Consider the following 25,009-nt stretch of genomic DNA (forward strand, 5'->3'; position numbering starts at 1 on the left):
AGTATAGTTAGTACCAAGCAATTACTGGAACAAATTTAGCATTTTATTTAATTATAGGTTCGTTATGTATAATTTATATACAATCTGAAAAGTTTTAGAGACCGTGCAAACACTATTCATTTTTAAACATCCAGGTGATGCTCCCTTAATATATAATGAAGCAACGTCCCGTAGGGACGAAATCACAATAACTTTTCCGCAACCTGATTGATCAGGTCCGGCTCAAAGCCTTTACCGCTTAAAAAACGCATCAACTTCCCTTTGCGTTCAAATTCATTTTCGGCTTTAATGTATTTTAATTTTGTTTTGGCCAGATCATACGCCAGTTGCTGATAATCTTCCGCATCAATTTCATCATTGATTGCGGCGTTTATAATATGCTCAGGAATTCCTTTCCCATACAACTGGTATCTTATTTTAACCTTCCCCCATTGGTTGAACCGGAATTTATCACGCACATAAAACCTGGTAAAGCGCTCTTCATCAATATATTTTTCTGATACCAGATAGCTGATCAGTTTATCATGATCGGCAGGATTTAACTTCCAGTCGAACAGTTTCTTCCGGATATCAGTGATGCATTTCTCAGACCTGCTGCACAATGCTGCAGCTCTTGAAAGTGCATTCTGATATGTTATTTCAGCCATATTTAATCTTTACCGGCAATCTTAAAGAAACGGTTCCAGCGGATATTGGCAGGAAACGATTTATCCTTATCGAGTGACAACCAAACCAGAATCGGTTTACCCACAACATGATCCTCCGGCACAAAGCCCCAGAAGCGTGAATCCACAGAATTATCCCTGTTGTCTCCCATCATAAAATAGTAGTCCATTTTAAATGTGTAGGTATCAGTTTTTTCACCGTTTATATAAAAAATGCTGTCGCCTACCGATTTAAAATCATTATTCTCATAGGCATGAATAATCCTTTCATAAACCGGAATATTTTCTTTAGTCAGGTGAACGGTTGCACCCTTTTTAGGAATCCAGAGCGGACCGAAGAAATCTGCATTCCAGTCGTACAGATCAGAGTGAGGAAAGACCTGCGGATCTTTTTCACCCTTCATTTTTTTGCTGGGATTTACAGAAACCACATTGCTCAGTTCCTGTAACGCTTTCACATTATCATCTGTCAAAGGCATGCGGTAATATACGTTATAGTTCCCTGCATAGTGCTGATCCTCTTTGGCAATACCCAACTTCTCAAATATCTTAGGATTGATCTGGGTACCGTTGGTCACCACCATGTAATTAAACTGAATCCCTTTATGCGGTTTCTGCGGCACACCATTTACGATTACTCTTCCGTTTTTAACCACAAGAGAGTCACCAGGCAATGCCACACAGCGCTTTACGTAATTTTCCCTGCGGTCAACCGGACGCCATACAATCTCTCCGAAATCAACGCCAGGTACGGTATTATGACGCACCCTGTCCCGGCCATATTCACGACAAAGCTCGTAATAATCAGGATTAGGAATATTCGTACATACCGTGTCCCCTGTCGGAAAATTAAATACCACAATATCATCATGCTTTACATGTCCGAAACCTGCCAGACGTTTATATTTCCATTGCGGTTTTTCTATGTATGATTTGGTATGAATAATCGGCAAAGTATGCTGGGCCAGCGGAAAAGAAAGCGGCGTCATTGGGTTTCGTGGTCCATACGCCACCTTACTCACAAACAAATGATCGCCAACCAGCAATGTTTTCTCCAGCGATGATGTCGGAATTTTATAGTTCTGAAACAGATAAATATTGATAAGTCCAACAGCAATCAGGGCAAAAATAATGGCATCCAGCCATTCAACAATCCAGTGAGGTTTTTTACCACTTTTTGTTTTCTTGTAAAAGTCCCATGGAACTTTTTTAGAAACATACATATCAAAAATGATGACCACACCGGGTAATAACCACAGATTCTGTACCCAGATACAGAACAGAATGTAGATTGTTCCCCAGATGGCAAATTTTATCAAACCTTTGCGTTTAGCGTCCATAGTGTAATTATTAAAACTTTAACATGTCCTCCATTCCGAGGAATCCTTTATTATCTTTTACAAACTCTGCAGCAATTACTGCGCCCAATGCAAATCCTTTTCGGTTTTTTGCACTGTGATGAATCATGATCTCATCCACCTCTGAATCGTATTTTATGGTATGAATTCCGGGAACCTGCCCTTCGCGAATACTCTCAATGTACAAATCTTTCGTGTCACCACCCGGTTCATTAATCCATTTTTCCTTCCGGTCTATCCGGTCCATGATATCTTCTGCCAGTGAAATTCCTGTTCCACTGGGCGCATCCAGTTTTTGTGTATGGTGAACCTCAACCATGGATACATCGTATTGTGGAAAATCGTTCATTATATTCGCCAGATACTTGTTGACCGCAAAAAATATGTTTACGCCCAGACTAAAATTCGAAGCATAGAAAAATGTCTGACCCGCATTACACTGCTTCTTTATCTCGTCAATTTTATCCAACCATCCTGTTGTTCCCGAAACAACCGGCACATCGTGTTTAAAGCATTTCTGATAATTCTGATATGCTACGGAAGGAACCGTGAACTCAATAGCCACATCCGCACTTTTAAATGCCTCCGATTCAAAATCATCCTGGTTGTCTGCGTCAATGGCAACACAAACTTCATGTCCTCTGTCGATGGCGATTTTTTCAATCTCGTGTCCCATCTTTCCGTATCCTATTAATGCTATTTTCATTTCTTTTAGTATCAGGTATCAAGAATCAGGTATCAGGATTGAAATCCTGTGTTTTGATTCTTATGTCTTGATTCTTATTTTAAAACTGCAAATATACTATTTTATGCCTAACGCCTAATGCTTTCAGAAAACGACTTTGAAATCACTGAGGCTGCTCTCTCCGACGCACCCGGACCACCTACTTTATTCTGAAGCTCCTTATAGTCTTTCAGCATTTTAGTTCTGTAATCCTTGTTTTGAACCAGATTTTCAAACTCATGCTTTAATGTATTGTCAGTCAGTTTTTTCTGGATCAGCTCCTTCACCACTTCACTATTCATAATCAGGTTCACGAGTGAAACCCACGGAACTTTCACGATCCTGTTCATCACAAACTGAGTGATATTATTTCCCCACAGCCTGTAACAAACCACCTGAGGAACGTTCAGTAAAGCGGTTTCAAGTGTCGCTGTTCCCGATGCTACCAAAGCAACTTCAGCATGCTGCAACAACGCATAGGTCTCATCAAACACCAACCTAACCTTTGCACTTTCAACCAGTCTATTATAAACGGAACGATCCAAAACAGAAACACCGGCCACCACATACTGGTATTGCGGATATTGCGTAGCTATTCTTAAAAAATACGGCAATATCTGTGTCACCTCATGCTGACGGCTCCCGGCCAAAAGCGCTATGATGGGTTTATCATCCAGGCCAATCCGTTGAATAAATTCAGACCGTTTTTCATTTTTGCAGATCCTGTTTTCCAGTGCATCCACAACCGGACTTCCAACATATTCTACCGTAATGCCATGCTTTGAAAAGTAGTTCTCTTCAAACGGAAGAATAGCAAATATCTTATCGATATACTTTCTGATTTTTTCCACCCTCTTCTCGCGCGAGGCCCAGACTTTCGGTGCAATATAGTAGTAATTCGTTATGCCGGCAGTTTTTGTAAATTCAGCAATACGAAGATTAAATCCCGGATAATCCACAAAAATCATCAAATCCGGTTTCCAGCTTTCAATATCCTTTTTGCAGGCCTGAATGTTTCGGCCAATAGAACGCAGTTTTAAAATAACGTTGATAAGCCCCATCACCGCCGTATCCCTGTAATGTCTAACAAGCTCCATTCCTGCACCCTGCATCAAATCGCCACCCCATCCCCTGAATTCGGCATCAGGATGCAATAGTTTTAATGATTTAATCAGATTGGAGGCATGCAGGTCGCCCGATGCTTCCCCGGCTATGAGATATATCTTCATTTTATAGATATAAGACACAAGACATAAGACCTGACTTATATCTTTTTTATGGTTGATTTTTTAAGCCATCCCACATTCCCGTCTCCCAGTACTATTTCATTCCAGTCTCCGATGCTGTCCGTTACATTTACCTTAGTTCCCTCATGTAGGATAAACAATTCTGTTCCGCTATCATCAGGCGATCCCTTAACGGTTACCGTGGGACTAAATACTATGGCTCCGTTTCGCCCGGTAATCTTGTTTTTCTGTGAACCGGAATATGCAAAAGAAACCGCTGTAACAAGGATCATCAGAACACCAAAATAAAACCCTAGCTGCTTAAGTCCGGATCGGCCGGAAAACGTATAAACCGCAATGCTAACAATCAACAAAAAGAATGCGGCAATACCAGTGTAAGCCCATCTATCGGAACTCATATTATTTCCGATGCCAATGATCCAACGTTTCAGAAAAAACACATCCACTTTATCAATTTTGTCCACAACCATTTTCTGTGCCAACTGAAGATTATATTCCAGATCTTTATCTTTTGGCATGTAAAGTTTGGCTCTTTCGTAATTTAAAATGGCATACCCCAGCTGGCCAGTTTTATAATAGGCATTACCAAGATTAAAAAATAATGGGCCCGACACCAATCCTGTATCCACCAGGGATTCATAGACAGGAATGGCATTTTCAAAATCTCCTTTCGCATACAGATCGTTTGCCTTTTTCAGCTGATCGCTCTGCCCCATTACTGAAGTAAGGGAAACCAAAATAAGACTTAATATTATAAGCAATTGTTTCATGTCCTTTTTATTGTATCATGTATCAGGAATCGAGACTTCTATTTTACCAAACTTAAACTTCAATTTCTGAATTTGGCCAGTTACTATAGCTAACGCAAGTTCTCATAAATCTTATGTCTTAATTCTTAATATCTTGTGTCTTATGTCTTGATTCTTGTATCTAACTATAATTTATTATCCATATTGCTGATTACTGAAACAGCATTTTTATATGTTTCATCCATACCTCCGGCAACTGCAGAAGGTGCATAACGGGCATACTCGCAGGTATTCAGAAGGTCAATAAATTCTTTTACCTGATCCTCAGACACACCTTTTTCTTTCAGTATCCCTTCAATATTATCCTTATTCAACCGTGATAACGGAATATTAAGTTTATCGCTGGTATACCCCCACATGGCCCTTAGCACTTCTTCATAAAAGCCTTCCTTATCATCCTTTTTCATGAAATCGGCGGAAGTTTTCAACCGCTTTTTGGCCACTTTATTTGCCCGCTTATTTTTTACCAGCGCCACATTTGCTTTTTGTTTAGCCTGTTTTCTGTACAAAATCAGAGCAATAATATAAAGTACAACAGGTATAACAAGCAGCAACCAGAACGGTGTAGAACCGAACAGGAAAACACCCCTCGGTTTCAGCTTCAGATTGCCGGTTTTAATGTACCGTATATCCGATCCGAGAAACCTGACATCTTCCTTGGACGTATAATTTCTTACCGGACCTGACGTCTGGGTTCCCTCACCCTTTTCAACATGAATGGTATACTCCTGAGAACTCAGTGTTTTATATCTTCCGGCTTTCGGATCAAAATAAGGAATTTTAACAGCGGGAATTTTAAAATCACCTCCATATCTTGGAATAACCAGGTATTCGAATGAGCGTGTTCCGTTAACACCGGCAACCGTTGTGTTAAGACTGTTGGTCACCTTAGGATCATATTTTTCAAAATCTTCCGGGAATTCAACTTCCGGCGTTGGAAGTAGTTTCAGGTTTCCTTCACCCGATAACACCAGTTTAATAGTTACCGGATCGTTTTCCTTTACATCCTCGGATGTGATGGAAGACTTTAACGAAAAATTTCCCACCAGGTTTTGAAATCCTGCCGGTTTTGGTGATGGTAACGGCTTTACGTTCAAATTAATATCATTGGACGAAAGCTGTTTGGTAACATCCTGATATGAGTCAAACAGATCATCAAAGATATTATAACTTCTTCTTTGTGTCCGCATACGGATATTCAGGCTTATTTTAACCGGATCAATTTTAATCTCGCCCGAACGCTGCGGAAATAATACTTTTTGCTGTATCACATAGGTCTTATATACCAGACCATTATAATTCTCCACATTCTGAACCAGTGATCCGGTTTTGTTCTCAATGTCCTGTGTAAGGAAACCATTGAATTCCGGAATATCAGCATTTGTAATGTTGGAAACATCAACACGTGTATACAACTTTAAGGTATATAATACTGCGTCCTGCTGATACGGATTTGATTTGTTGACAATGGCACGGATAAAAATATCCCTGTTACTTATTCCGGCCTGCGAACCTGATTTCTGCCCTGTTCCGGTGGGCTGACCAGCTGCCACAACTTTTATAGTTAAAGAATTAGATGTCAGTTTCTTTCCATCCACTTCGATGGTAGCAGGCTGAATAGTATAGGTTCCCTCCTTTTGGGCAACCAATACATAGGTGTAAGTAAACGTTTGAGTTCTCGAAGATTTTCCGTTTATAAACTGATAACTTGAACTTTGCTGCGTGGTGGGCCCGGCTTTTTGTTGAAAACCATCAAAGGCCGGCGGACGTAAATTAGAACCGGCCTTGTTCAGTTCATATTGCAAATAAAATGGATTCCCCACAACTACAGCACCGGGAGCTTTAGCCACAAATTCCATATCTTCAGCATTCGCGCTTAATGCAACAAATGCCATCAGGAATAAGATTAATATTGTATTTATTTTATATGCTTTCATTGTGTCCACAAATGTAATAACGCTGTTTTCAATCACCAATCTTTTTCCACACGTTTTGATTTTGCTGCTTTAGCCTTCTGCAACTTGACTTTGTCCTGAACCTCTTTCTCATCCTGCTGCAACGCATTCAGAATCTGTTCTACATTCTGTTTGCTCATCTCACCTTCTTTAGGCTGTTGCTGTTGTTGGTCTTGTTGCTGTTGGTCCTGCTGATCCTGTTTCTGCTGCTCATTTTGTTGCTGTTGATCCTGTTTCTGCTGATCTTTATTCTGGTCCTGTTTGTCTTTATCCTGATCTTTGTTCTGATCCTTGTTTTGATCCTGTTTATCTTGGTTCTGATCCTGCTTCTGATTATTATTTTTATCTTCTTCCTCCAAAAGCTTCCTCAGTTTTGCCAATTCAACATTACCTGGATATTTATTTAATCCGGCCATTACAATAGATTTGGCTTCTTCATTTTTGCCATGTATATATGAAGCGGCTCCCCGGTCAAAATACTCTTCGATCGCCTGAGCACTCGAAGAAATACTTATTATGAGCATTGTTGTTAATATTAATACAAATTTTCCCATCATATTTTTATTCTGATATTCCTGTCACTTTTTTCATTTTATCAATAAAATCATTATATGCCGCTACCGTTTTATCCACTTTCAATCCTTCCTCCATAACATTCAATGCATCTCGAAACAAAAAACGATTGACTAAATCGTCAGCCTGTTTCTTAAGTTTTTTTGCATATTCAGACGGTTCAGGCTTATCCTGATTTTGTTGTTGTTGCTGCTGCTCTTGTTTCAGCATGGCCTGAGCATATGCCAGATTATAGCGGGTTTCATTATCAGAAGGATTATTAATAAGTGAGTTTTTGTAAGCTTCTGCACCCTTAGCGTACTTTTTAGTTTCCATATACGCATTGCCCAGATTATGATATACTTTAGCCAATTCTTTTTTATCTTCTGTCGTCTGAGCCAGAATCTGAAATTGCTGAATAGCTTCATCGTATTTCTTTTGCTTGAGCATGGCATTACCCAGATTAAATTTTCCCTGGTAAAGCTGATCCTTTCCTTCCAGACCTTTCCGGTAGGCAACCTCTGCCTCTGTATATTTTTTGTCCTTATACAAATCGTTCCCTTTACGAATCTGCTGCCTTTCCTGTTGTGCAAAAACAGATACTGTAAAAAACAGAATTAATATACTGATAACTGATCTCATCATATGCTTATTATATTCACTCCTTATCTTAAAATCCTCCGTCCCGTTAAACCGGGACACCTCCTGTAAAAAAAGAAGGACCGTGCTCAATGTCTTATATCTTATGTCTTGTGTCTTGTGTTTTCCTTAAACAAATTTATTCCGCTGAATAACCTGCTTTTTCTTTCGAGAATAAAAATTTCGAAAAACAAAACCACAAGTACAATCCAGGCCAGCCAATCGAACTGTTCCTCGTAATCGCTGTAAACCCTTGATTCCATTTCAGCTTTATCTAACTGATTTATATCATCATACAGTCTGTTTAATCCCACGTTCCCGTTTGATGCCCTGATTGGTTCTCCTCCACCAGCCCGGGCGATTTCCTGCAACATATTCATATCGAGCTTCGAAACGACCACATTTCCTTCTCTGTCTTTCCTAAAATCGTTGGTTCCGGGAACAGGAATCGGGGCGCCCTGTTCAAGACCCATTCCGATTGTATAAACCACAATGCCATCTTCTTTGGCTTTTTTTGCTGCTGCAACAGCATCATCCTCGTGATTCTCTCCATCGGTGATTACAATAATGGCCCTGCCGGCACCTGTCTCAGGACCAAATGATTTGATGCCCAGTTCTATGGCCTTCCCGATTGCGGTTCCCTGGACCGGAACAGAATTTGTATTAATAGTGGACAGAAACATTTTAGCCGACACATAATCGGTAGTCACCGGCAACTGTGTGTACGCATCCCCGGCAAAAACGATCAGTCCTATTTTATCATCATGCAATTTATCCAACAATTTTGAAATAGACTGTTTGGCTCTTTCCAAACGATTTGGTTTTATATCCTGAGCCAACATTGAATTGGAAACATCCAAAGCAATAACAATCTCAATCCCTTTGCGCTTTACAGTCTGCAGCTTTGATCCAAACTGAGGTCTGGCCAACACAAAGATCAATACAAAAAGAGAGAATAACAGCAAGTTATATTTCCATACCGGTCTCATCGGCGATACATCAGGCATCAGGCCTTTCATAAGTTCCGGATCACCGAATTCATTCAGTTTCTTTTTGCGGTTTTTCCTGTTTGCCAGAAAAAAAAGCCATAATGCAGGAATTAAAACCAGTGCATATAATATTTCGGGATTTGCAAATCTGAACATAACTCTGTCTTTATGGCATTGTTCTTAAAACGGTTAATCTCAACAAAATCTCTGCCAGAATAAATATGGCTGCCAGCATTGCAAAGAAGAAAAACTCTTCCGTTCGTTTATTAAACTGCTTCACATCCAACTTGGTTTTCTCCAACTGATCGATCTCTTTGTAAATTGCTTTCAAACTCTCATTATCCGTGGCCCGGAAATATTTTCCGCCAGTGGTTGAGGCAATATTTCGTAAAAGTCCCTCATCTATATTCACATCCATCATCTGATACTGTGTGGTGCCATATGGCGTTTGTATAGGCACCCTGGCTTTGCCCCTGGTTCCAACCCCAATCGTGTAGACCCTGATACCATATGTTTTTGCCATTTCAGCGGCTGTTTGCGGAGGAACTTCTCCGGCATTGTTTTCTCCATCTGTCAAAAGGATGATCACCTTTGATTTTGCCTTGCCATCCTTAATTCTGGCCACTGCCGTAGCCAGCCCCATGCCAATTGCTGTACCCTGTTCCAACTGTATGGATGGAATGTCTTTAAACAGGTTAATTAAGACTGCATGATCCGTTGTAAGCGGACATTGTGTAAAGGCCTCACCGGCAAAAACCACCAACCCGATATTGTCATCCGGGCGGCCGTTAATGAACTGCGTAGCCACATCAATGGAAGCTTCCAGACGGTTGGGTTTCAAATCCTCTGCCAGCATACTTCCGGAAATATCCATCGACAACACTATATCAATTCCCTCCGTATCCGTTTCCTGCCAGCTATTGGTAGATTGCGGCCTCGCTATAACAATAATAATTGAGGCAATCGCCAGCATACGTAAAATAAATGGCACATGGCGGAGATAATACTTATAACTTTTTTTTACCTGCCCGAATCCACGCAACGATGATACCTGTAGTGTAGCCGTATTCTTTTTCAGGTTCAGCACATACCAGGCAACTGCCGGTAAAATCAACAGCAGTAAAAACAGATAATGTGGATTCGCAAATATTAAATGTCCCATAACCTATTTTTGCTTTTCATCGTTAGTAACTTCACTCTCTTTGGCAATCTCCTCAATTGGTTTTACTTCCACAATTTTTGTCTGATTCACAATAAAGAAAGCGTTCATCATACTCAGATCATTTTCATCCGGGAGCGGATTCATTTTTGCAAATTTCACCAAGTCGGCCAGTTTTAATATCTGTCGCAGATTCTCCAGAACTGCATCACCTTCCAGGTCCGCCGTCTTCATAGCCTCCAGTATCTCATCCGATGTTTGCTCCATAGCTTTTATCTGGAATCGGTCCTCAATATAAACCCTAAGGATCTCCGTCAATCTGGTATAAAATTCCTTAATACGATCCGTTTGCCAGAGTTTTTCCTTCTTCAGTTTTTCCAGTTCATCCAGAGCCACTACATGAGCAGGCAGTTTTGGTTTTTCTCTTCTCAAGGAGAATACAGGCTCTTTGCGTTTTATTCTACGGAATAGCCAAATAAAAAGAATCACAAAACCAATTAGAAGTACACCACCTACCAGCCATGGCAACATCTCTCTGAAAGTGTAAGGTACATCCTCAACACCTTTAATATCGAAAATAGCCTGAGTTGTATCCACATTAAATGTGAAAATCTTTAAAGCCAGCGGGTTTGTTTCAACATAACCACCACCACTTTGTTGATCGATATTTATCCGGATAGGCGGAATCATGTAATGTCCACTATCGAATGATGTGATCAGATAACTTTTCTTCAGTAAAATATTATCTGCATCTATGGTAGTAGTATCCAGTTCCGTTGTGCCCAGAATATCAATTCCTTTTTGCAGAGTATCCCCGAATACGGGAAAATTGAGAATGACATTTTTGGGTTGCTTCACGTCCAGCCTCAAATGCGTTTGATTACCAATAAGCATCGTTACAGAATCAAGGGAAGCTTTTGCTTTGATTTCCTGTGAAAAGCTATTCACAGCACCACCAAACCAAATTAACAAACCGGCAACAAGTGAAATATTCAGTTTTAATCTGTTCATCTTAATCTTATGCTCTTTTCTTAAAAAGTGCCATTAATGCTTTCACATAATCTTCATCCGTTCTTACTGAAACAGCATCCACACCAGTTTTCTTAAACGACTGATCCAATTGCAACTGTCTGGTTTTCCAGCTTTCGGCATAACTGTTCCGTACTTTTACATCCGATGTATCAATCCATACATCCTCGTCCGTTTCAGCATCTTTAAACCTGACCAAACCTGCATTTGGCATCTCAGCTTCACGTTTATCGTAAATCTGCAAGGCAACCAGATCGTGCTTTTTAGATGCTATCATTAAAGAATCTTCAAATGATTCATCTATAAAATCAGAAATTACAAATGCTGTACACCTTTTTTTGATGGCATTTGTAAGATACTTTAAAGTCTCACCAATATTAGTCTGCCTGTGTTCAGGAGTAAAATCAATAAGTTCCCTGATGATATGAAGAATATGTTTTCGCCCTTTTTGTGGCGGGATAAATTTCTCAATACGGTCAGAAAAAAAGATGACCCCGATTTTATCGTTATTCTGAATGGCTGAAAATGCGAGTGTCGCCGCAATTTCGGTAATCATATTCTTCTTCAGTTTAGAAATGGTACCAAATTCACGGCTCCCCGATACGTCAATCAGCAGGACAACGGTCAACTCCCTCTCTTCTTCAAATATCTTGACAAACGGATGGTTGAACCGGGCCGTCACATTCCAGTCAATGCTACGGATATCGTCCCCGAACTGATATTCACGGACCTCACTGAATGTCATACCACGTCCTTTAAATGCGGAGTGATATTCACCGGCAAAAATGTTCCGTGATAATCCACGGGTTTTTATTTCAATCTGACGTACGCGTTTAAGCAGATCGCTTGTTTCCATAAAATCAGGAGTTGTTATTTAGCCTTTTACGGCACTTCTACTTTATTCAGAATTTCGCTTATAATTTCGTCTGAAGTAAGGTTATTGGCCTCTGCTTCGTAGGTTAATCCTATTCTGTGGCGCAATACATCATGACATACAGCCCTTACATCTTCCGGAATTACATACCCTCTGCGTTTAATAAATGCATAAGAACGAGCTGCTGTAGCCAGAGAAATAGATGCACGTGGAGATCCACCGAAAGCAATCATATTTTGCAGGTTCGATAATCCAAAATCCTGCGGATAACGCGTTGCAAATACAATATCCACAATATAGCGTTCAATTTTCTCATCCATGTACACGTCCTTAACAACCTCACGCGCATTTAGAATATCTTTGGGCGTCAGTACTGCCTGTGCAGTTGGAAATACCTTTGAAATATTTTGTCTGATAATCAGTTTTTCCTCATCCTTTTTAGGATAATCGATGACAACCTTCAGCATAAACCTGTCAACCTGTGCCTCAGGCAAAGGATATGTACCTTCCTGTTCAATCGGGTTTTGTGTTGCCATAACCAGAAAAGGTTTAGGTAGCGGATACGTTTTTTCACCAATCGTCACCTGACGTTCCTGCATTGCTTCAAGCAAAGCACTTTGTACTTTTGCCGGTGCACGGTTAATCTCATCTGCTAATATAAAATTGGCAAAAATCGGTCCGTGTTTTACAATGAATTCTTCCTTTCTCTGGCTGTAGATCATCGTTCCGATAACATCAGCCGGAAGCAGGTCAGGCGTGAACTGAATACGGCTGAAATCTGCGTCAACTACATTTGCCAGTGTATTAATGGCAAGGGTTTTAGCCAGACCAGGAACACCTTCAAGCAATACATGCCCATCGGATAATAATCCAATCAGTAATGATTCAACAAGATGCTTCTGCCCGACAATAACTTTGTTCATGCCAATGACGATGGTTTCAACAAACGCACTTTCTTTTTCGATGCGTTCGTTCAATGCTCTAATATCAACTGTTTGCTCCATGCTATAAGGTTTTATCTATCTTTTCATTTTGTAAGCCTTTGATTAGGCAGCACCAAAAGTAAACGATAACACTATAAAATTGATTTAACCATTGTTAAAAAAAATTAATGGTTAAGTATATTTTAAGAAGGTTAACATATTGTAAGATCAGGCTTTAGTCAGAAAATGACGCAACTCATCTTTGGAAATATTATGCGTTAATTTACCCTCATGTGCATAGGATATTGCGCCAGTTTCTTCTGAAACAATTATGACTTGCGCATCTGTTGCCTGAGCAACCCCCAGACCTGCCCTGTGTCTCAGCCCAAGATTTTTTGAGATATCAGTATTATGAGAAATGGGCAATATACAACTTGCAGCTTTAATCTTATTCCGGTTAATAATTACAGCACCATCATGTAAAGGACTGTTTTTAAAAAAAATATTTTCCAACAGGGAGGATGAGATATTGGCATTTAATAGTTCACCTGTTTTAGTGATATCAACAAGTTCCGACTGATTGCTTATAATAATTAAAGCCCCGGTTTTGGTTTTAGACATATTCTCACATGCCTGGACAATCGGATTGATATAAATATTCAGCATACCACTTTTATTAGTGGCCATAACCTTTTCCCACGAAAACCATTTATCAAATTTATACCGTGAGCCCAACAGCAGTAGGAATTTCCGTATCTCCTCCTGGAAAAGAACAATTATAGCAATCACACCCACGCTGACCAAAGCATCCAGTATTGAACCCAGCAGTTCCATTTCGAGAGCTTTTACTAAAAGCCAGAATACAATAAATGAAAAGAGTCCGAAAAAGATTTTCAGCGCTACCGTACCTCTTATAAGCTTATACAGCTGGAAAAGCAGCAATGCCACCAGGGTAATATCAAGAATATCAATGGGTCGTAGCTCTAAAAACATTGGTATAAATTATGAATGTGTATTAACATAAATACGAATACACTCTTTTGCCGCCCTCACATCGTGAACCCTTAAAATATTTGCACCGTTTTGCAAGGCAATAATATTCGCAGCAACCGTACCTTCAAGACTATGATCCTGTGTTGTTTCAAGGGTTTTATATATCATGGACTTTCTGGATAAACCAACAAGAAGCGGTAGTTCAAAAACCTTAAATTCATCCAGTCTGGCCAACAATTCAAAATTATTTTCAAGCGTTTTACCAAAACCAAATCCCGGATCCAGTATAATATCACTTACGCCCATAAGTCTGAGCTTATCAACTTTTTCGGAAAAATATTTTACAATTTCCCTGAAAAGATTTTCATAAAACGGTTCAGCCTGCATTGTTTCCGGCGTACCTTTCATGTGCATCAAAATATAAGGTACACGAAGATCGGCAATGGTTTCAAACATTTTTTGATCCATACTGCCAGCCGAGATATCGTTTATCATGTTAACATTAAATTCATTCACGACATTACGTGCAACTCCTGACCGGAATGTGTCAACCGATAAAATTATATCAGGATATGATGAACGAATCTCATCCAAAACGGGCAACAGTCTGTTTAATTCTTCCTGTTCACTTATCAGTTTTGAGCCGGGACGAGAGGACCAGCCCCCCACGTCAATAATGTCAACTCCCTCCTCAACCATTACCTTTACCCTCTCAAGAGCATTATCAGGACTGAAAAACCTCCCCCCGTCAAAAAAAGAATCAGGTGTGATATTCAGTATCCCCATAACTACCGGATCTTCAATTGAATAAAGAAATCCGTTTATATTCAAATGGTTTTGTTTTTTAAAAACTTTAGCCACAAATCAGAATTTGATATAATTTTTTACAAAAATAGGTGTTTTAATGAAAGTAGGAAACATTAATTAAAGTCTAAAAAAATTAAACTTTAACATTGTGTTTGTAAATAAATTATTAAAAAAATAATTCTTTAAACAATAAGGTTTGGTTTAAATAGTTATATTTGCAACGATTAGATACATAATTTTTATAAAGCTATGAAGCTGAAGACCATTTTGTATTATACCATTATTGCCACCGTACTCTCTTCTTGCGGAGCAGGTTCAGGAGGTAAAAATGAATCCGGAACTACAGGCTGGGTTTACAACGATGATAAATATGGAGGTTTCGAAGTAACTGACGAGCGCCAATTTTACAACAACCGCGTTATGCCTCCGGGCATGATTTACATTAAAGGTGGAACATTTACAATGGGGCGCATATCAGGAGAAGTTCTGACTGACGCGAATAATATGCCAAGAAGGGTAACTGTTTCCAGCTTTTATATGGATCAGTTTGAAATCAGTAATTTGCAGTGGAGAGAATACCTGCATTGGTTAAGCGTGGTTTATCATAATATGCCTGGTGTAACAGAGAAGGCTTTGCCTGACACTACCGTTTGGCGAAGGGAACTAGCCTTTAACGAACCTTATGTTGCTGGTTATTTCAGGCATGTGGCATACAATAACTACCCTGTTGTTGGTGTGAGTTGGGAACAGGCCGATGAATTCTGTCGCTGGAGAACCGATAGGGTTAATGAAAAGATTCTGGCGGACCGTGGTTACCTTTCCTTGCCGGATTTTGCAACAATAAAATCAATGACCAGTCAGGATTCTATAAATGATATCGTGTTCAATACTTCAAAATATCTTTTCAACACGACTTACAAGCCACTTGACAGAAAAGGAAATTCAGTAACCAAAACGAACTGGGACGAAGGTCACCTTTTACCGGAATACAGGCTTCCATTTGAAGCTGAATGGGAGTACGCTGCATATGGTATGATTGGCATCGAAGGAGAAGAAAACTACGGACAAAGAAGGATCTATCCATGGGATGGTCATAGTCTGAGAAATCCTGCGAAAGAGTTCAGAGGTCTGATGCTTGCAAACTTCGCACGAGGCCGTGGTGATATGGGCGGTATGGCTAGCCGGCCAAATGACGGTTTTACTGCCACTGCACCAGTTGACTATTTCCAGCCTAATGATTACGGATTGTTCAATATGGCCGGAAATGTAAACGAATGGGTTGCAGATGTATACAGAACACAGAGCTATAAATTTGTAGAAGAATATAACCCATACCGTGGTAACGAATTCAGGGAAATTGAATGGGAATATAAAAACATCGATGGTAATATGGTTAAAATACCTGCATCCGATTCACTGGGAAGAGTAAAATACGTTCTTCTTGATAGTTTGAATGATGTAAGAAATGCCAAAGATGGTGATCCTGCCTCACACCTTGAAGACTGGACAGCTCAGTTATCGCCGGAACAGGCAACAGATAAAATGTATGGCGGAACAACCAATGAAGAAAAAGTTCTTGCATCCAGAGTATCAAACGATGTAAGGGTATTTAAAGGTGGAGGATGGAGAGACAGGCCATACTGGTTGCAACCTGCAAATCGGCGCTTTCTTGATCAGGGCAAGGCCAGGGACGATTTGGGATTCCGATGCGCAATGACTTATTTAGGAACAGATATGTAAAACATTTAAACCCTGGCTTTTGCCGGGGTTTTTTATTGATGGTATATGATTAACCCCGGAATAGATACACTTTATAACCTGTACTCCACGAATCCTGTAATTACCACTGATAGTAGGCATTGTCCCCGGAACAGTATTTTCTTTGCATTAAAGGGAGATAATTTCAACGGCAACCGGTTTGCTCTGAACGCATTGAAAAATGGATGCAGTACAGTAGTTATAGATGAAAAAGAATTTTATGTAGAAGATGGTAGACATGTATTGGTTAGCAATGTGCTTGAATCCTTACAACAGTTAGCCAATTTTCACAGGAGAAAATTTACCATCCCCGTGATAGGCATTACCGGTACAAATGGGAAAACAACGACTAAGGAATTAATATCATGTGTACTTTCACAAAGATTTAACACACACTTCACAAAAGGTAATTTTAATAACCATATTGGTGTTCCCCTTACGCTTCTTCAACTTACCAGCAAACACGAGATAGCAATCATTGAAATGGGAGCCAATCATCCTGGAGAAATAGGTGAATTAAGCAAAATTGCAGAACCGGACTATGGCATAATTACCAATATCGGGAAAGCACATCTTGAAGGTTTCGGATCTTACGAAATTGTCATCAGGACTAAAAACGAACTTTACGATTTCATTCGTTCAAAACACGGAAAACTGTTTGTTAATAAGACCAACGAATTATTAATGCGTCTATCTGAAGGGATTGAAAGAATTCTTTACGGAACGGAAAAAGTTAAAGTTAATTCAGAACAAAGTTCGCCTTTACTGGAATTATTTTATAAAAAATCAGAGTCGGATGAAATTGTGAGAACAAATCTTATTGGGAAATATAATCTGGAAAATATTCAGGCAGCTGTATGTATTGGTAACTTTTTTGGCGTTTCAGATGAAAAAATTATTAATGCTATTGAAAATTATCAGCCAACAAATAACCGATCTCAGGTACTTAAAACGCAGAAAAATACACTTATCCTTGATATGTATAATGCCAACCCAACCAGCATGGCAGCAGCAATAAGTGAATTTCAGGCATCAGAATTCAGCAATAAAGTTGCCATATTAGGCGATATGAAAGAGCTTGGGGAGTTTGCGGAGAAAGAACATAAAACAATTTTAAATTTGTTTGAAAGAAAACTATTTTCTCGCTTAATTTGCATTGGTGAAGTTTTCACAAAATTTAATGATAAATATCCCAAAATTGAATTTTATCCTACGACAGAAGTGGCGTTGGAACAAATTGCTTTAAAACCCATTACAAATTCTTACATTTTGCTAAAAGGTTCAAGGAGCATGAAATTAGAAATCCTGTTGACAGAGCTATAGGTAACTTGCAAAAAATCTATTATATTTAAGGAGCGTAAAATATTAAAACAATGAGTTATCTCCAATTCGAGAAACAAGACCTTATAAATCTTGAAATCTCATTAGACAAAGAACTATTAAGAACGAGCCGAACAGGTGCATACAGTTGTTCAACAATAAGTGCATGCAACACCAGGAAATATCATGGATTACTGGTTTGTCCGGTTCCGGAACTTGATAACGACCCACACGTATTGCTTTCATCATTAGATGAAACTGTGGTTCAACACGAATCCGAATTTAATCTCGCACTGCATAAATTCGACAATGAGCACTATTCTCCCAAAGGTCATAAATATATCCGTGAATTTGAATGTGAAACAATTCCGAAAGTAACCTACCGGGTTGGAGGTGTTATTCTTACAAAAGAGAAGGTATTTATTTCAGGAGAAGACCGGGTTTTGCTGCGTTATACCTTAGTAGATGCACATTCGCCTGTCATCATGAAATTCAAACCTCTGCTGGCATTCAGAAATTACCACGCCCTAAGCGGTTCTAACATGAATGTCAATCACAACCACAGGATCGTTGAAAACGGCATAGCCACAAGCATGTACGACGGTTATCCCGAACTTTCTATGCAATTCTCAAAAACCGTAGAATATGTTGCTGTACCACATTGGTATTATGGAGTTGAATACAGAAAAGAACAGGAACGAGGATATGATTTCAAAGAGGATTTGTTCTCTCCAGGATTCTTTGAGCTACCTATCAAAAAGGGAGAAAGCATAATTTTTTCTGCCGGAACAAGTGAAATAAACACAAAAGGGTTAAAGCAGAAATTTACGTCTGAAGTTAAAAACAGGTCACCGAGAAATAATTTCATTAACTGTCTGAAAAATTCGGCGCACCAGTTTATTGTATACAAAGAAGACCGGGCAGATATTAAAGCCGGATACCCTTGGCTTCCGATAAGGGGCAGGGATACATTTATTGCTTTGCCGGGATTATCTTTATCCATAGGAGGCACACAACCATTCAGAAATACATTTAAGAATATTATTTCTGATATGAATCTTTACCTCGACAAACATATTATTCCTCCGGGCATTCAGGATTATGATGCCCCGGATGTATTACTTTGGGCTGCCTGGTCACTACAAAAGCTTACAGGAACAATCGGTCTGGAATTCAGTAACTACGAAACTGTATATGGAAAGGCAATAAAATATATTATTGATGGTAATGTCAATCGACTTAGCTTACACGATAATGGTTTACTATATATTGATGGACAAGACATTCCCGGTTCGTGGATGAACGCTGTTTCTGAAGGCAAACCATCTGTATACAGAAGTGGTTATCTCATAGAAGCCAACGCACTATGGTATAATGCATTATGTTATTTCAGAGATAACTGTTCGCCAAAATGCAAACAGAAAAAGCTGATTAAAGAAATTATAGCAAAAGTTGAAAAGAGCTTTTTAGGGATATTTAAAAACGGAGACAGTACTGCTTTGTATGACTTTGTTGATCCGGCCAATAATTATAAATGCAGAATTATCAGACCGAACATGCTTTTTGCTGTTTCACTTGATTATTCACCCATAGAAAAAGATCTTCAGAAAAAAGTACTGGATGTTATTGAAAAGAATTTGTTAACTCCACGTGGCTTACGGTCACTCTCTCCGAGGGAACCGGATTTTGTTGGTGATCTTCATGGCAACCAGCATTTCAGGGACAAATATTATTTTAACGGTTCAGTTTGGCCATGGCTACTGGGATCTTTTACCGATGCATATTTAAAAATATACAAGAATAGCGGGGTGCATTATCTTCAGACTTTACTTGATGAATTTGATGTTGAAATGACCCATAACTGTATCGGTTCAATATCAGAATATTATAATGGCAACCCACCCCATGAAGGACACGGCGCTATTTCTTCAGCGATTAATGTGGCTGAACTGCTGAGAATTGCATTGAAATTACAGGATTTAGAAAAAAATAATACTTTATGAAGGTACTCATGTTTGGGTGGGAATTTCCACCTCATATATCTGGCGGACTGGGAACAGCAAGCTATGGATTAACAAGGGGACTCTCTGCACAAAAAGACCTTGATATAATCTTTGTTGTTCCAAAAGCCTATGGCGACGAAGACACCTCACGCATGAGCCTGATTGGTGCCAATAAGATTCCTATAACCAAAACAAAAGTTGAGTTAAAAGAAAACAATACCCGAATTGAATATCTGGAAGTTTCTTCAAGAATTGTACCTTATGTTGATCCGGAAGAATATTGGAAGTTACTTGACTATAATGTGTCGACAGAATATAAAACAGTCCAGACAAAAGATGACGGTACGATTGATTTCAGCGGGACTTACGGAGCCAATCTTTTAGAAGAAATTTACAACTACTCGCTTGTTGCTGAAGTTATTGCCAGAGACTATGATTTTGACGTGATCCATGCCCATGACTGGCTGGCATATCCTGCAGGAATGGCTGCAAAAAGGGTTTCCGGAAAACCACTGGTTCTGCATGTTCATGCCACAGATTTTGACCGCAGCCGTGGAAATGTGAACCCGGAGGTTTACAGAATGGAAAAAGAGGGGCTGGATTATGCTGACAAAATTATTTCGGTAAGTAATCTGACCCGAAACACCGTTATAGAAAAATACTTTATTGACCCGGCAAAAGTTACGACCGTTTACAATGCCGTAGAACCGATAAGCAATCTCGATAAACTAAAAATCAAGAAAGGCATAGATGATAAGGTGGTTACCTTTTTAGGCAGGATCACCATGCAAAAAGGCCCGGAATATTTTGTTGAAGCGGCTTACAGAGTTTTACAGAGAATGAGTAACGTGCGGTTTGTAATGGCAGGTTCCGGCGATATGATGAGAAAAATGATCTCGATGGCGGCGTCACGAAAAATAGCTGACAGGTTTCATTTTACCGGATTTCTTAAGGGAGATCAGGTATTTGAAATGCTTAAGGTTAGTGACGTATATATAATGCCATCCGTTTCTGAACCCTTTGGTATATCACCTCTTGAAGCAATGCAGTCCAATGTTCCGGTAATTATTTCCAAACAATCCGGTGTAGCAGAGATTTTAACTCATGCATTTAAAGTTGACTACTGGGACATTGACGCGACAGCCGACATGATATACGGGTTACTAAATTATCCTGCTTTAAGTTCTATGTTTAAAAAAATGGGGCGGATTGAAGTGGATAACCTTAAATGGGAAAATGCAGCCCTTAAGGTTAGAGAAGTATATAACTCAGTTTACAGTCCAAAATAATCCTTTATGAAAACGATTTGTTTCTATTTCCAGGTTCACCAACCTTTCAGACTAAAAAGGTATCGTTTTTTTGATATTGGCAACGATCATTATTATTACGATGATTATACGAATGAATCTATAACAACAAAAGTTGCCTACAACTCATACCTTCCAGCAAACAAACTGATTCTAAGTCTGATAAAAAAACACAAAGGTGCATTTAAAGTTGCCTATTCCATCTCGGGACTTGCACTGGAGCATTTTGAACTTTATGCTCCTGAAGTTTTAGAAAGTTTTAAGGAATTGGCAGCCACAGGTCAGGTTGAATTTTTAGCTGAGACATATGCCCATTCACTGGCAGCTTTAAAAACAAAAAGTGGTTTCAAACAACAGATTGAAAAGCACAGCGAAAAGATTGAAGAATTATTCGGGCAAAAACCTACAGTTTTCAGAAACACTGAACTTATATACTCGGATGAAATGGGACTGACCATTTCTGAGCTGGGTTTTAAGGCAATGCTAACAGAAGGTGCAAAGCATGTTTTGGGTTGGAAAAGTCCTAATTTTATGTACTGCAACAGCCTGAATCCAAAACTTAAAGTTTTACTCAGAAATTATAAACTTAGTGACGATATAGCGTTCAGGTTTTCAAATTCTGCATGGAGCGAACATCCTTTAACTGCGGACAAGTATATTGGATGGATTAATTCTCATGATCAAAAGGAAGAAATTTTCAACATCTTTATGGACTATGAAACCTTTGGTGAGCATCAGAAAGCTGATACAGGAATTTTTGACTTTATTAAGTCATTACCAGAAGTGGCCATCAAAAATAAATTCAAATTTGCCACACCATCTGAGGTTGCAAAATCCTTTAATCCGATCTCTGCCATTCATGTTCCATATCCAATTTCATGGGCTGATGAAGAACGTGATCTTACGGCCTGGCTTGGGAATGAACTTCAGGATGAAGCATTTAATAAATTGTACAAACTAAAACATCTGGTTGATAAAGTAGATGATTTTGTTTTGAAAAAGAACTGGCAATATCTGCAGTGCAGCGACCATTTTTATTATATGTGTACCAAGTTTTTCTCCGATGGAGAGGTTCATGCTTATTTTAATCCTTACGATTCACCTTACGATGCATTCATGAATTATATGAATGTTTTGAGCGACTTTGAACTGCAGCTCAAGGAAGCAACAAAAGGGATGGATGAAAAAACATTAAAAATAGCTTCTCTTGAAAAAGAGCTGGAGGAAACCAAAAAGCAGCTTAAATCCATTCAGACTAAAATTGAAGTCAGAAACGAAGTAAAACCTGTGGCAGCCACCAAAACAACAACATCAAAAAGTGCTGCTACAAAAACATCTGCTAAGAAAACTACAAAAACCAAAACAACCGTAAAAGGTACAGCTAAACCGAAGACAACTTCCAAAGCAGCACCAAAAACAAAAGGCAAAAAATAAAAAACTGATCTAAATATTTACAATATTTTTAACCTTGCAAATTTAAGTAGCAAGGTTTTTTTTCCGGCAGTTTCAAAATCAACGATGGCTTTTTCACCCTGTAAAGTAATAACTTTTCCTTTACCGAATCTTATATGCTCTACCGTATCTCCTGCCTTGATATTCTCAGCAGGATCCGGTTTAAAATCAGACGTGTCTCGTACCGGAGTATTCCTTTCAGGTCTCTTAAACCGTGCACCGGATGCAGATTCTGTCTTCTTCCTGTTCACAAAACCTTGCCTGTCCTGATTGGCACGATTTACTGAACCATTCCCCAGCAGCAGGCCAACAGATTGTGGATTATCATAAAATTCCAGATCAATATCTCTTAAGAAACGGCTCGGTTTACAAAAAACAGGTGTACCATAGCGGTATCTGGATTTTGCATAAGATACCGTGCAGTTAACCTCGGCCCGGGTTACAGCCACATAAAACAGGCGTCGCTCCTCCTCCATGTCCTTTGGATTATCCATAGCTTTGGCCGAGGGGAAAAGCTCTTCTTCCAGTCCGGTAACAAATACATTTTTAAATTCAAGACCTTTTGACGCGTGTACAGTCATCAGGGTTACTTTATTCCGGTCTTCCTCTTTTTCATTATCCTGATCAGTTAACAGGGAAACCTCCTGCAGAAAATGTTCCATCCCGTCCGGACTTCCTTCTTCTCTGGCAGAATCGGCAAAATCCCGGATTGCATTCAGAAGTTCCTCAATGTTTTCAAGCCGGCTAACATTCTCTGGTGAATTATCTGACTTTAACTCTTTAACCAATCCTGATTTATGCGCGACCTCATAAGCCAGTTCGTAGGCATTACCATCCTCGGAAACAGTTCTCATCTGAACAATCAGATTTCCAAATCGGGTCAGCTTATTCGCAGTACCGGAATTAACATTAAGATTGTACCTGTGCGGATCTAGACAGACTTTTAGCATCGGTTCATGATTAACTGCAACCAGTTCAGACAATTTATCCATGGTTGTTTTTCCTATTCCTCTGGCAGGGAAGTTTATCACTCTCTTCAGAGCCTCATCATCTGAAGGATTAATAATAAGCCTGAAGTAAGCCAGTAAATCTTTAATTTCCTTGCGTTGATAAAATGAAAGGCCTCCGTAAATTTTATACGGAACATTTCGTTTTCTCAGTGCCTCTTCAAACACCCTTGACTGTGCATTAGTGCGATACAGAATGGCAAAATCCTGATAATCGAAATGATCACGAAGGCGCAATTCATTTAAACGGTTTACCACTAAAACACCTTCCTCCACATCGCTGTAAGCATTTATAAAAGAAATTTTATTCCCAGAATCATTTTCAGAAAATATATTCTTTTTATACTGATCCTTGTTTTTATCGATCAAACTGTTTGCCGCCAAAACAATAGTTTGTGTTGATCGATAGTTCTGTTCCAGCTTATACACATTGCATCCGGGAAAATCTTTTGGAAACCTTAGTATGTTATCCACTTTGGCTCCGCGAAAACTGTAAATACTTTGTGCATCATCACCAACGACACAGATATTCCGGTGTTTTTCCGACAGCTTCTTAATAATCAGATACTGAGCCATATTGGTATCCTGATACTCATCCACAAGCACATACCTGAACTGATCCTGGTATTTTGTCAAAGCCTCGGGATGATCCCTGAAAAGTATATTGGTAAAAAGCAACAGATCATCAAAATCCATAGCTCCTGCTCTTTTGCACCGGTTCGCATAAATTTTATATATCAAACTGATCTGAGGCATTTTATTCATGCCATCTGTCTGAACCAATTGTGAATTAGACTCGTAAGCACCATGCGTAATAAGATTATTTTTGGCAAGTGATATTCTGGATTGAATGTAACCGGGTTTATATACTTTGTCATCCAGCTTCAGCTCCTTAACAATGGTTTTTATCAAAGATTTGGAATCGGAGGTATCATAGATTGTAAATGTTGCAGGAAATCCAAGCAACTCGCTTTCCTTGCGTAGAATTCTTGAAAAAATTGAATGAAAGGTTCCCATCCATAAATACCGGGCAACCTGATATCCGGCAATTCTGGCTATACGATCCTTCATTTCCCTGGCAGCCTTATTCGTAAAGGTCAGGGCAAGTATCGATCCCGGATTTACACCATTATTTAAAAGATGTGCAATACGATAGGTTAATACCCTTGTTTTTCCCGAACCTGCTCCAGCAAGCACCAGGGATGGTCCGTCTGTATGTATAACCGCTTCTTTCTGAGCGCTGTTTAATTCCTTTAAAAAATCTTTCACTTTACCGGATTAAAACCTCAAATTTAATACCTTGACATGTGGAAGGCAAAATCACTTCTGCATACTTATTAACAAAATTCCTGCAGCAATTAATAATTATTAAATTCAATGATTATTTTTTAACGCTATCATCAATTACCTTTGTAGAGCAAAAGCACAATTAGGCTTTT

21 protein-coding genes are annotated in these 25,009 nt (G+C 39.2%); 5 read left to right on the forward strand and 16 right to left on the reverse strand.

Annotated elements, in window-relative coordinates; all coding sequences use genetic code 11:
• Nucleotides 1-182: 182 nt before the first annotated feature.
• The 15 genes from ACE01N_RS07425 to folP all read right to left on the reverse strand — a co-directional run bounded on the left by ACE01N_RS07425 (nt 183) and on the right by folP (nt 14,777).
• Nucleotides 183-647 carry a regulatory protein RecX gene (locus ACE01N_RS07425; protein WP_380586492.1) on the reverse strand — a complete coding sequence of 155 codons (465 nt, stop codon included), beginning with the start codon at nt 645-647 and terminating at the stop codon, nt 183-185.
• 2 nt (nt 648-649) lie between these two features.
• Entirely contained in the window at nt 650-2,005 is a 1,356-nt protein-coding gene (locus tag ACE01N_RS07430; RefSeq protein WP_380586495.1) for a S26 family signal peptidase, read from the reverse strand.
• A gap of 10 nt (nt 2,006-2,015) precedes the next feature.
• Nucleotides 2,016-2,729 carry a 4-hydroxy-tetrahydrodipicolinate reductase gene (gene dapB / locus ACE01N_RS07435; RefSeq protein ID WP_380586498.1) on the reverse strand — a complete coding sequence of 238 codons (714 nt, stop codon included), beginning with the start codon at nt 2,727-2,729 and terminating at the stop codon, nt 2,016-2,018.
• 107 nt (nt 2,730-2,836) lie between these two features.
• On the reverse strand, nt 2,837-3,976 hold the full coding sequence (gene lpxB / locus ACE01N_RS07440) for a lipid-A-disaccharide synthase (protein WP_380586501.1): 1,140 nt from the start codon (nt 3,974-3,976) through the stop codon (nt 2,837-2,839).
• A 35-nt stretch (nt 3,977-4,011) separates the two neighbouring features.
• Entirely contained in the window at nt 4,012-4,764 is a 753-nt protein-coding gene (locus tag ACE01N_RS07445; RefSeq protein ID WP_380586504.1) for a tetratricopeptide repeat protein, read from the reverse strand.
• Between the two features lie 164 nt (nt 4,765-4,928).
• Nucleotides 4,929-6,698: a BatD family protein gene (locus ACE01N_RS07450; RefSeq protein WP_380586507.1), complete on the reverse strand. Its 1,770-nt coding sequence runs from the start codon at nt 6,696-6,698 to the stop codon at nt 4,929-4,931.
• A 74-nt stretch (nt 6,699-6,772) separates the two neighbouring features.
• Nucleotides 6,773-7,282 carry a hypothetical protein gene (locus ACE01N_RS07455; RefSeq protein WP_380586510.1) on the reverse strand — a complete coding sequence of 170 codons (510 nt, stop codon included), beginning with the start codon at nt 7,280-7,282 and terminating at the stop codon, nt 6,773-6,775.
• Nucleotides 7,283-7,319: 37 nt separating this feature from the next.
• Entirely contained in the window at nt 7,320-7,955 is a 636-nt protein-coding gene (locus ACE01N_RS07460; protein ID WP_380586514.1) for a tetratricopeptide repeat protein, read from the reverse strand.
• Between the two features lie 98 nt (nt 7,956-8,053).
• Nucleotides 8,054-9,094, reverse strand: a complete 1,041-nt coding sequence (locus ACE01N_RS07465) for a vWA domain-containing protein (protein ID WP_380586517.1) — start codon at nt 9,092-9,094, stop codon at nt 8,054-8,056.
• A 10-nt stretch (nt 9,095-9,104) separates the two neighbouring features.
• Nucleotides 9,105-10,100 (reverse strand): vWA domain-containing protein, encoded by a 996-nt coding sequence (locus tag ACE01N_RS07470; RefSeq protein ID WP_380586520.1) that lies wholly within the window; start codon nt 10,098-10,100, stop codon nt 9,105-9,107.
• 3 nt (nt 10,101-10,103) lie between these two features.
• Nucleotides 10,104-11,108, reverse strand: a complete 1,005-nt coding sequence (locus ACE01N_RS07475) for a hypothetical protein (protein ID WP_380586523.1) — start codon at nt 11,106-11,108, stop codon at nt 10,104-10,106.
• Nucleotides 11,109-11,115: 7 nt separating this feature from the next.
• The gene (locus ACE01N_RS07480; protein WP_380586526.1) at nt 11,116-11,982 is read right to left on the reverse strand and encodes a DUF58 domain-containing protein; all 867 of its coding nucleotides are present in this window, start codon (nt 11,980-11,982) and stop codon (nt 11,116-11,118) included.
• Nucleotides 11,983-12,008: 26 nt separating this feature from the next.
• The gene (locus ACE01N_RS07485; protein ID WP_438826945.1) at nt 12,009-13,004 is read right to left on the reverse strand and encodes an AAA family ATPase; all 996 of its coding nucleotides are present in this window, start codon (nt 13,002-13,004) and stop codon (nt 12,009-12,011) included.
• 147 nt (nt 13,005-13,151) lie between these two features.
• The gene (cdaA, locus tag ACE01N_RS07490) at nt 13,152-13,916 is read right to left on the reverse strand and encodes a diadenylate cyclase CdaA (RefSeq protein WP_380586529.1); all 765 of its coding nucleotides are present in this window, start codon (nt 13,914-13,916) and stop codon (nt 13,152-13,154) included.
• A gap of 9 nt (nt 13,917-13,925) precedes the next feature.
• Entirely contained in the window at nt 13,926-14,777 is an 852-nt protein-coding gene (gene folP / locus ACE01N_RS07495) for a dihydropteroate synthase (protein ID WP_380586532.1), read from the reverse strand.
• A 195-nt stretch (nt 14,778-14,972) separates the two neighbouring features.
• On the opposite strand from folP, the gene ACE01N_RS07500 reads away from it, so the two are divergent.
• The 5 genes from ACE01N_RS07500 to ACE01N_RS07520 are packed head-to-tail and all read left to right on the forward strand — an operon-like array spanning nt 14,973 to nt 22,545.
• The gene (locus ACE01N_RS07500; protein ID WP_380586535.1) at nt 14,973-16,463 is read left to right on the forward strand and encodes an SUMF1/EgtB/PvdO family nonheme iron enzyme; all 1,491 of its coding nucleotides are present in this window, start codon (nt 14,973-14,975) and stop codon (nt 16,461-16,463) included.
• A 45-nt stretch (nt 16,464-16,508) separates the two neighbouring features.
• A complete protein-coding gene (locus tag ACE01N_RS07505; RefSeq protein ID WP_380586538.1) occupies nt 16,509-17,804 on the forward strand; it encodes a UDP-N-acetylmuramoyl-tripeptide--D-alanyl-D-alanine ligase in 1,296 nt (431 codons plus the stop codon).
• Between the two features lie 50 nt (nt 17,805-17,854).
• On the forward strand, nt 17,855-19,804 hold the full coding sequence (locus ACE01N_RS07510; RefSeq protein WP_380586541.1) for a glycogen debranching enzyme N-terminal domain-containing protein: 1,950 nt from the start codon (nt 17,855-17,857) through the stop codon (nt 19,802-19,804).
• Nucleotides 19,801-21,093, forward strand: a complete 1,293-nt coding sequence (locus ACE01N_RS07515; protein ID WP_380586544.1) for a glycosyltransferase family 4 protein — start codon at nt 19,801-19,803, stop codon at nt 21,091-21,093. The genes ACE01N_RS07510 and ACE01N_RS07515 overlap by 4 nt, the downstream gene beginning before the upstream one ends.
• Before the next feature lie 6 nt (nt 21,094-21,099).
• Nucleotides 21,100-22,545, forward strand: coding sequence for a glycoside hydrolase family 57 protein (locus ACE01N_RS07520; protein ID WP_380586547.1), 1,446 nt, complete (start codon nt 21,100-21,102; stop codon nt 22,543-22,545).
• 17 nt (nt 22,546-22,562) lie between these two features.
• Here the strand turns inward: ACE01N_RS07520 and ACE01N_RS07525 are convergent, their stop codons facing one another.
• Complete coding sequence (locus tag ACE01N_RS07525) at nt 22,563-24,839, reverse strand: ATP-dependent helicase (protein ID WP_380586550.1); 2,277 nt, start codon at nt 24,837-24,839, stop codon at nt 22,563-22,565.
• Between the last annotated feature and the right edge of the window lie 170 nt (nt 24,840-25,009).

Source organism: Quyinboa ferrireducens (genome assembly GCF_042436675.1).
Taxonomy (GTDB): domain Bacteria; phylum Bacteroidota; class Bacteroidia; order Bacteroidales; family UBA5342; genus JBHJHP01.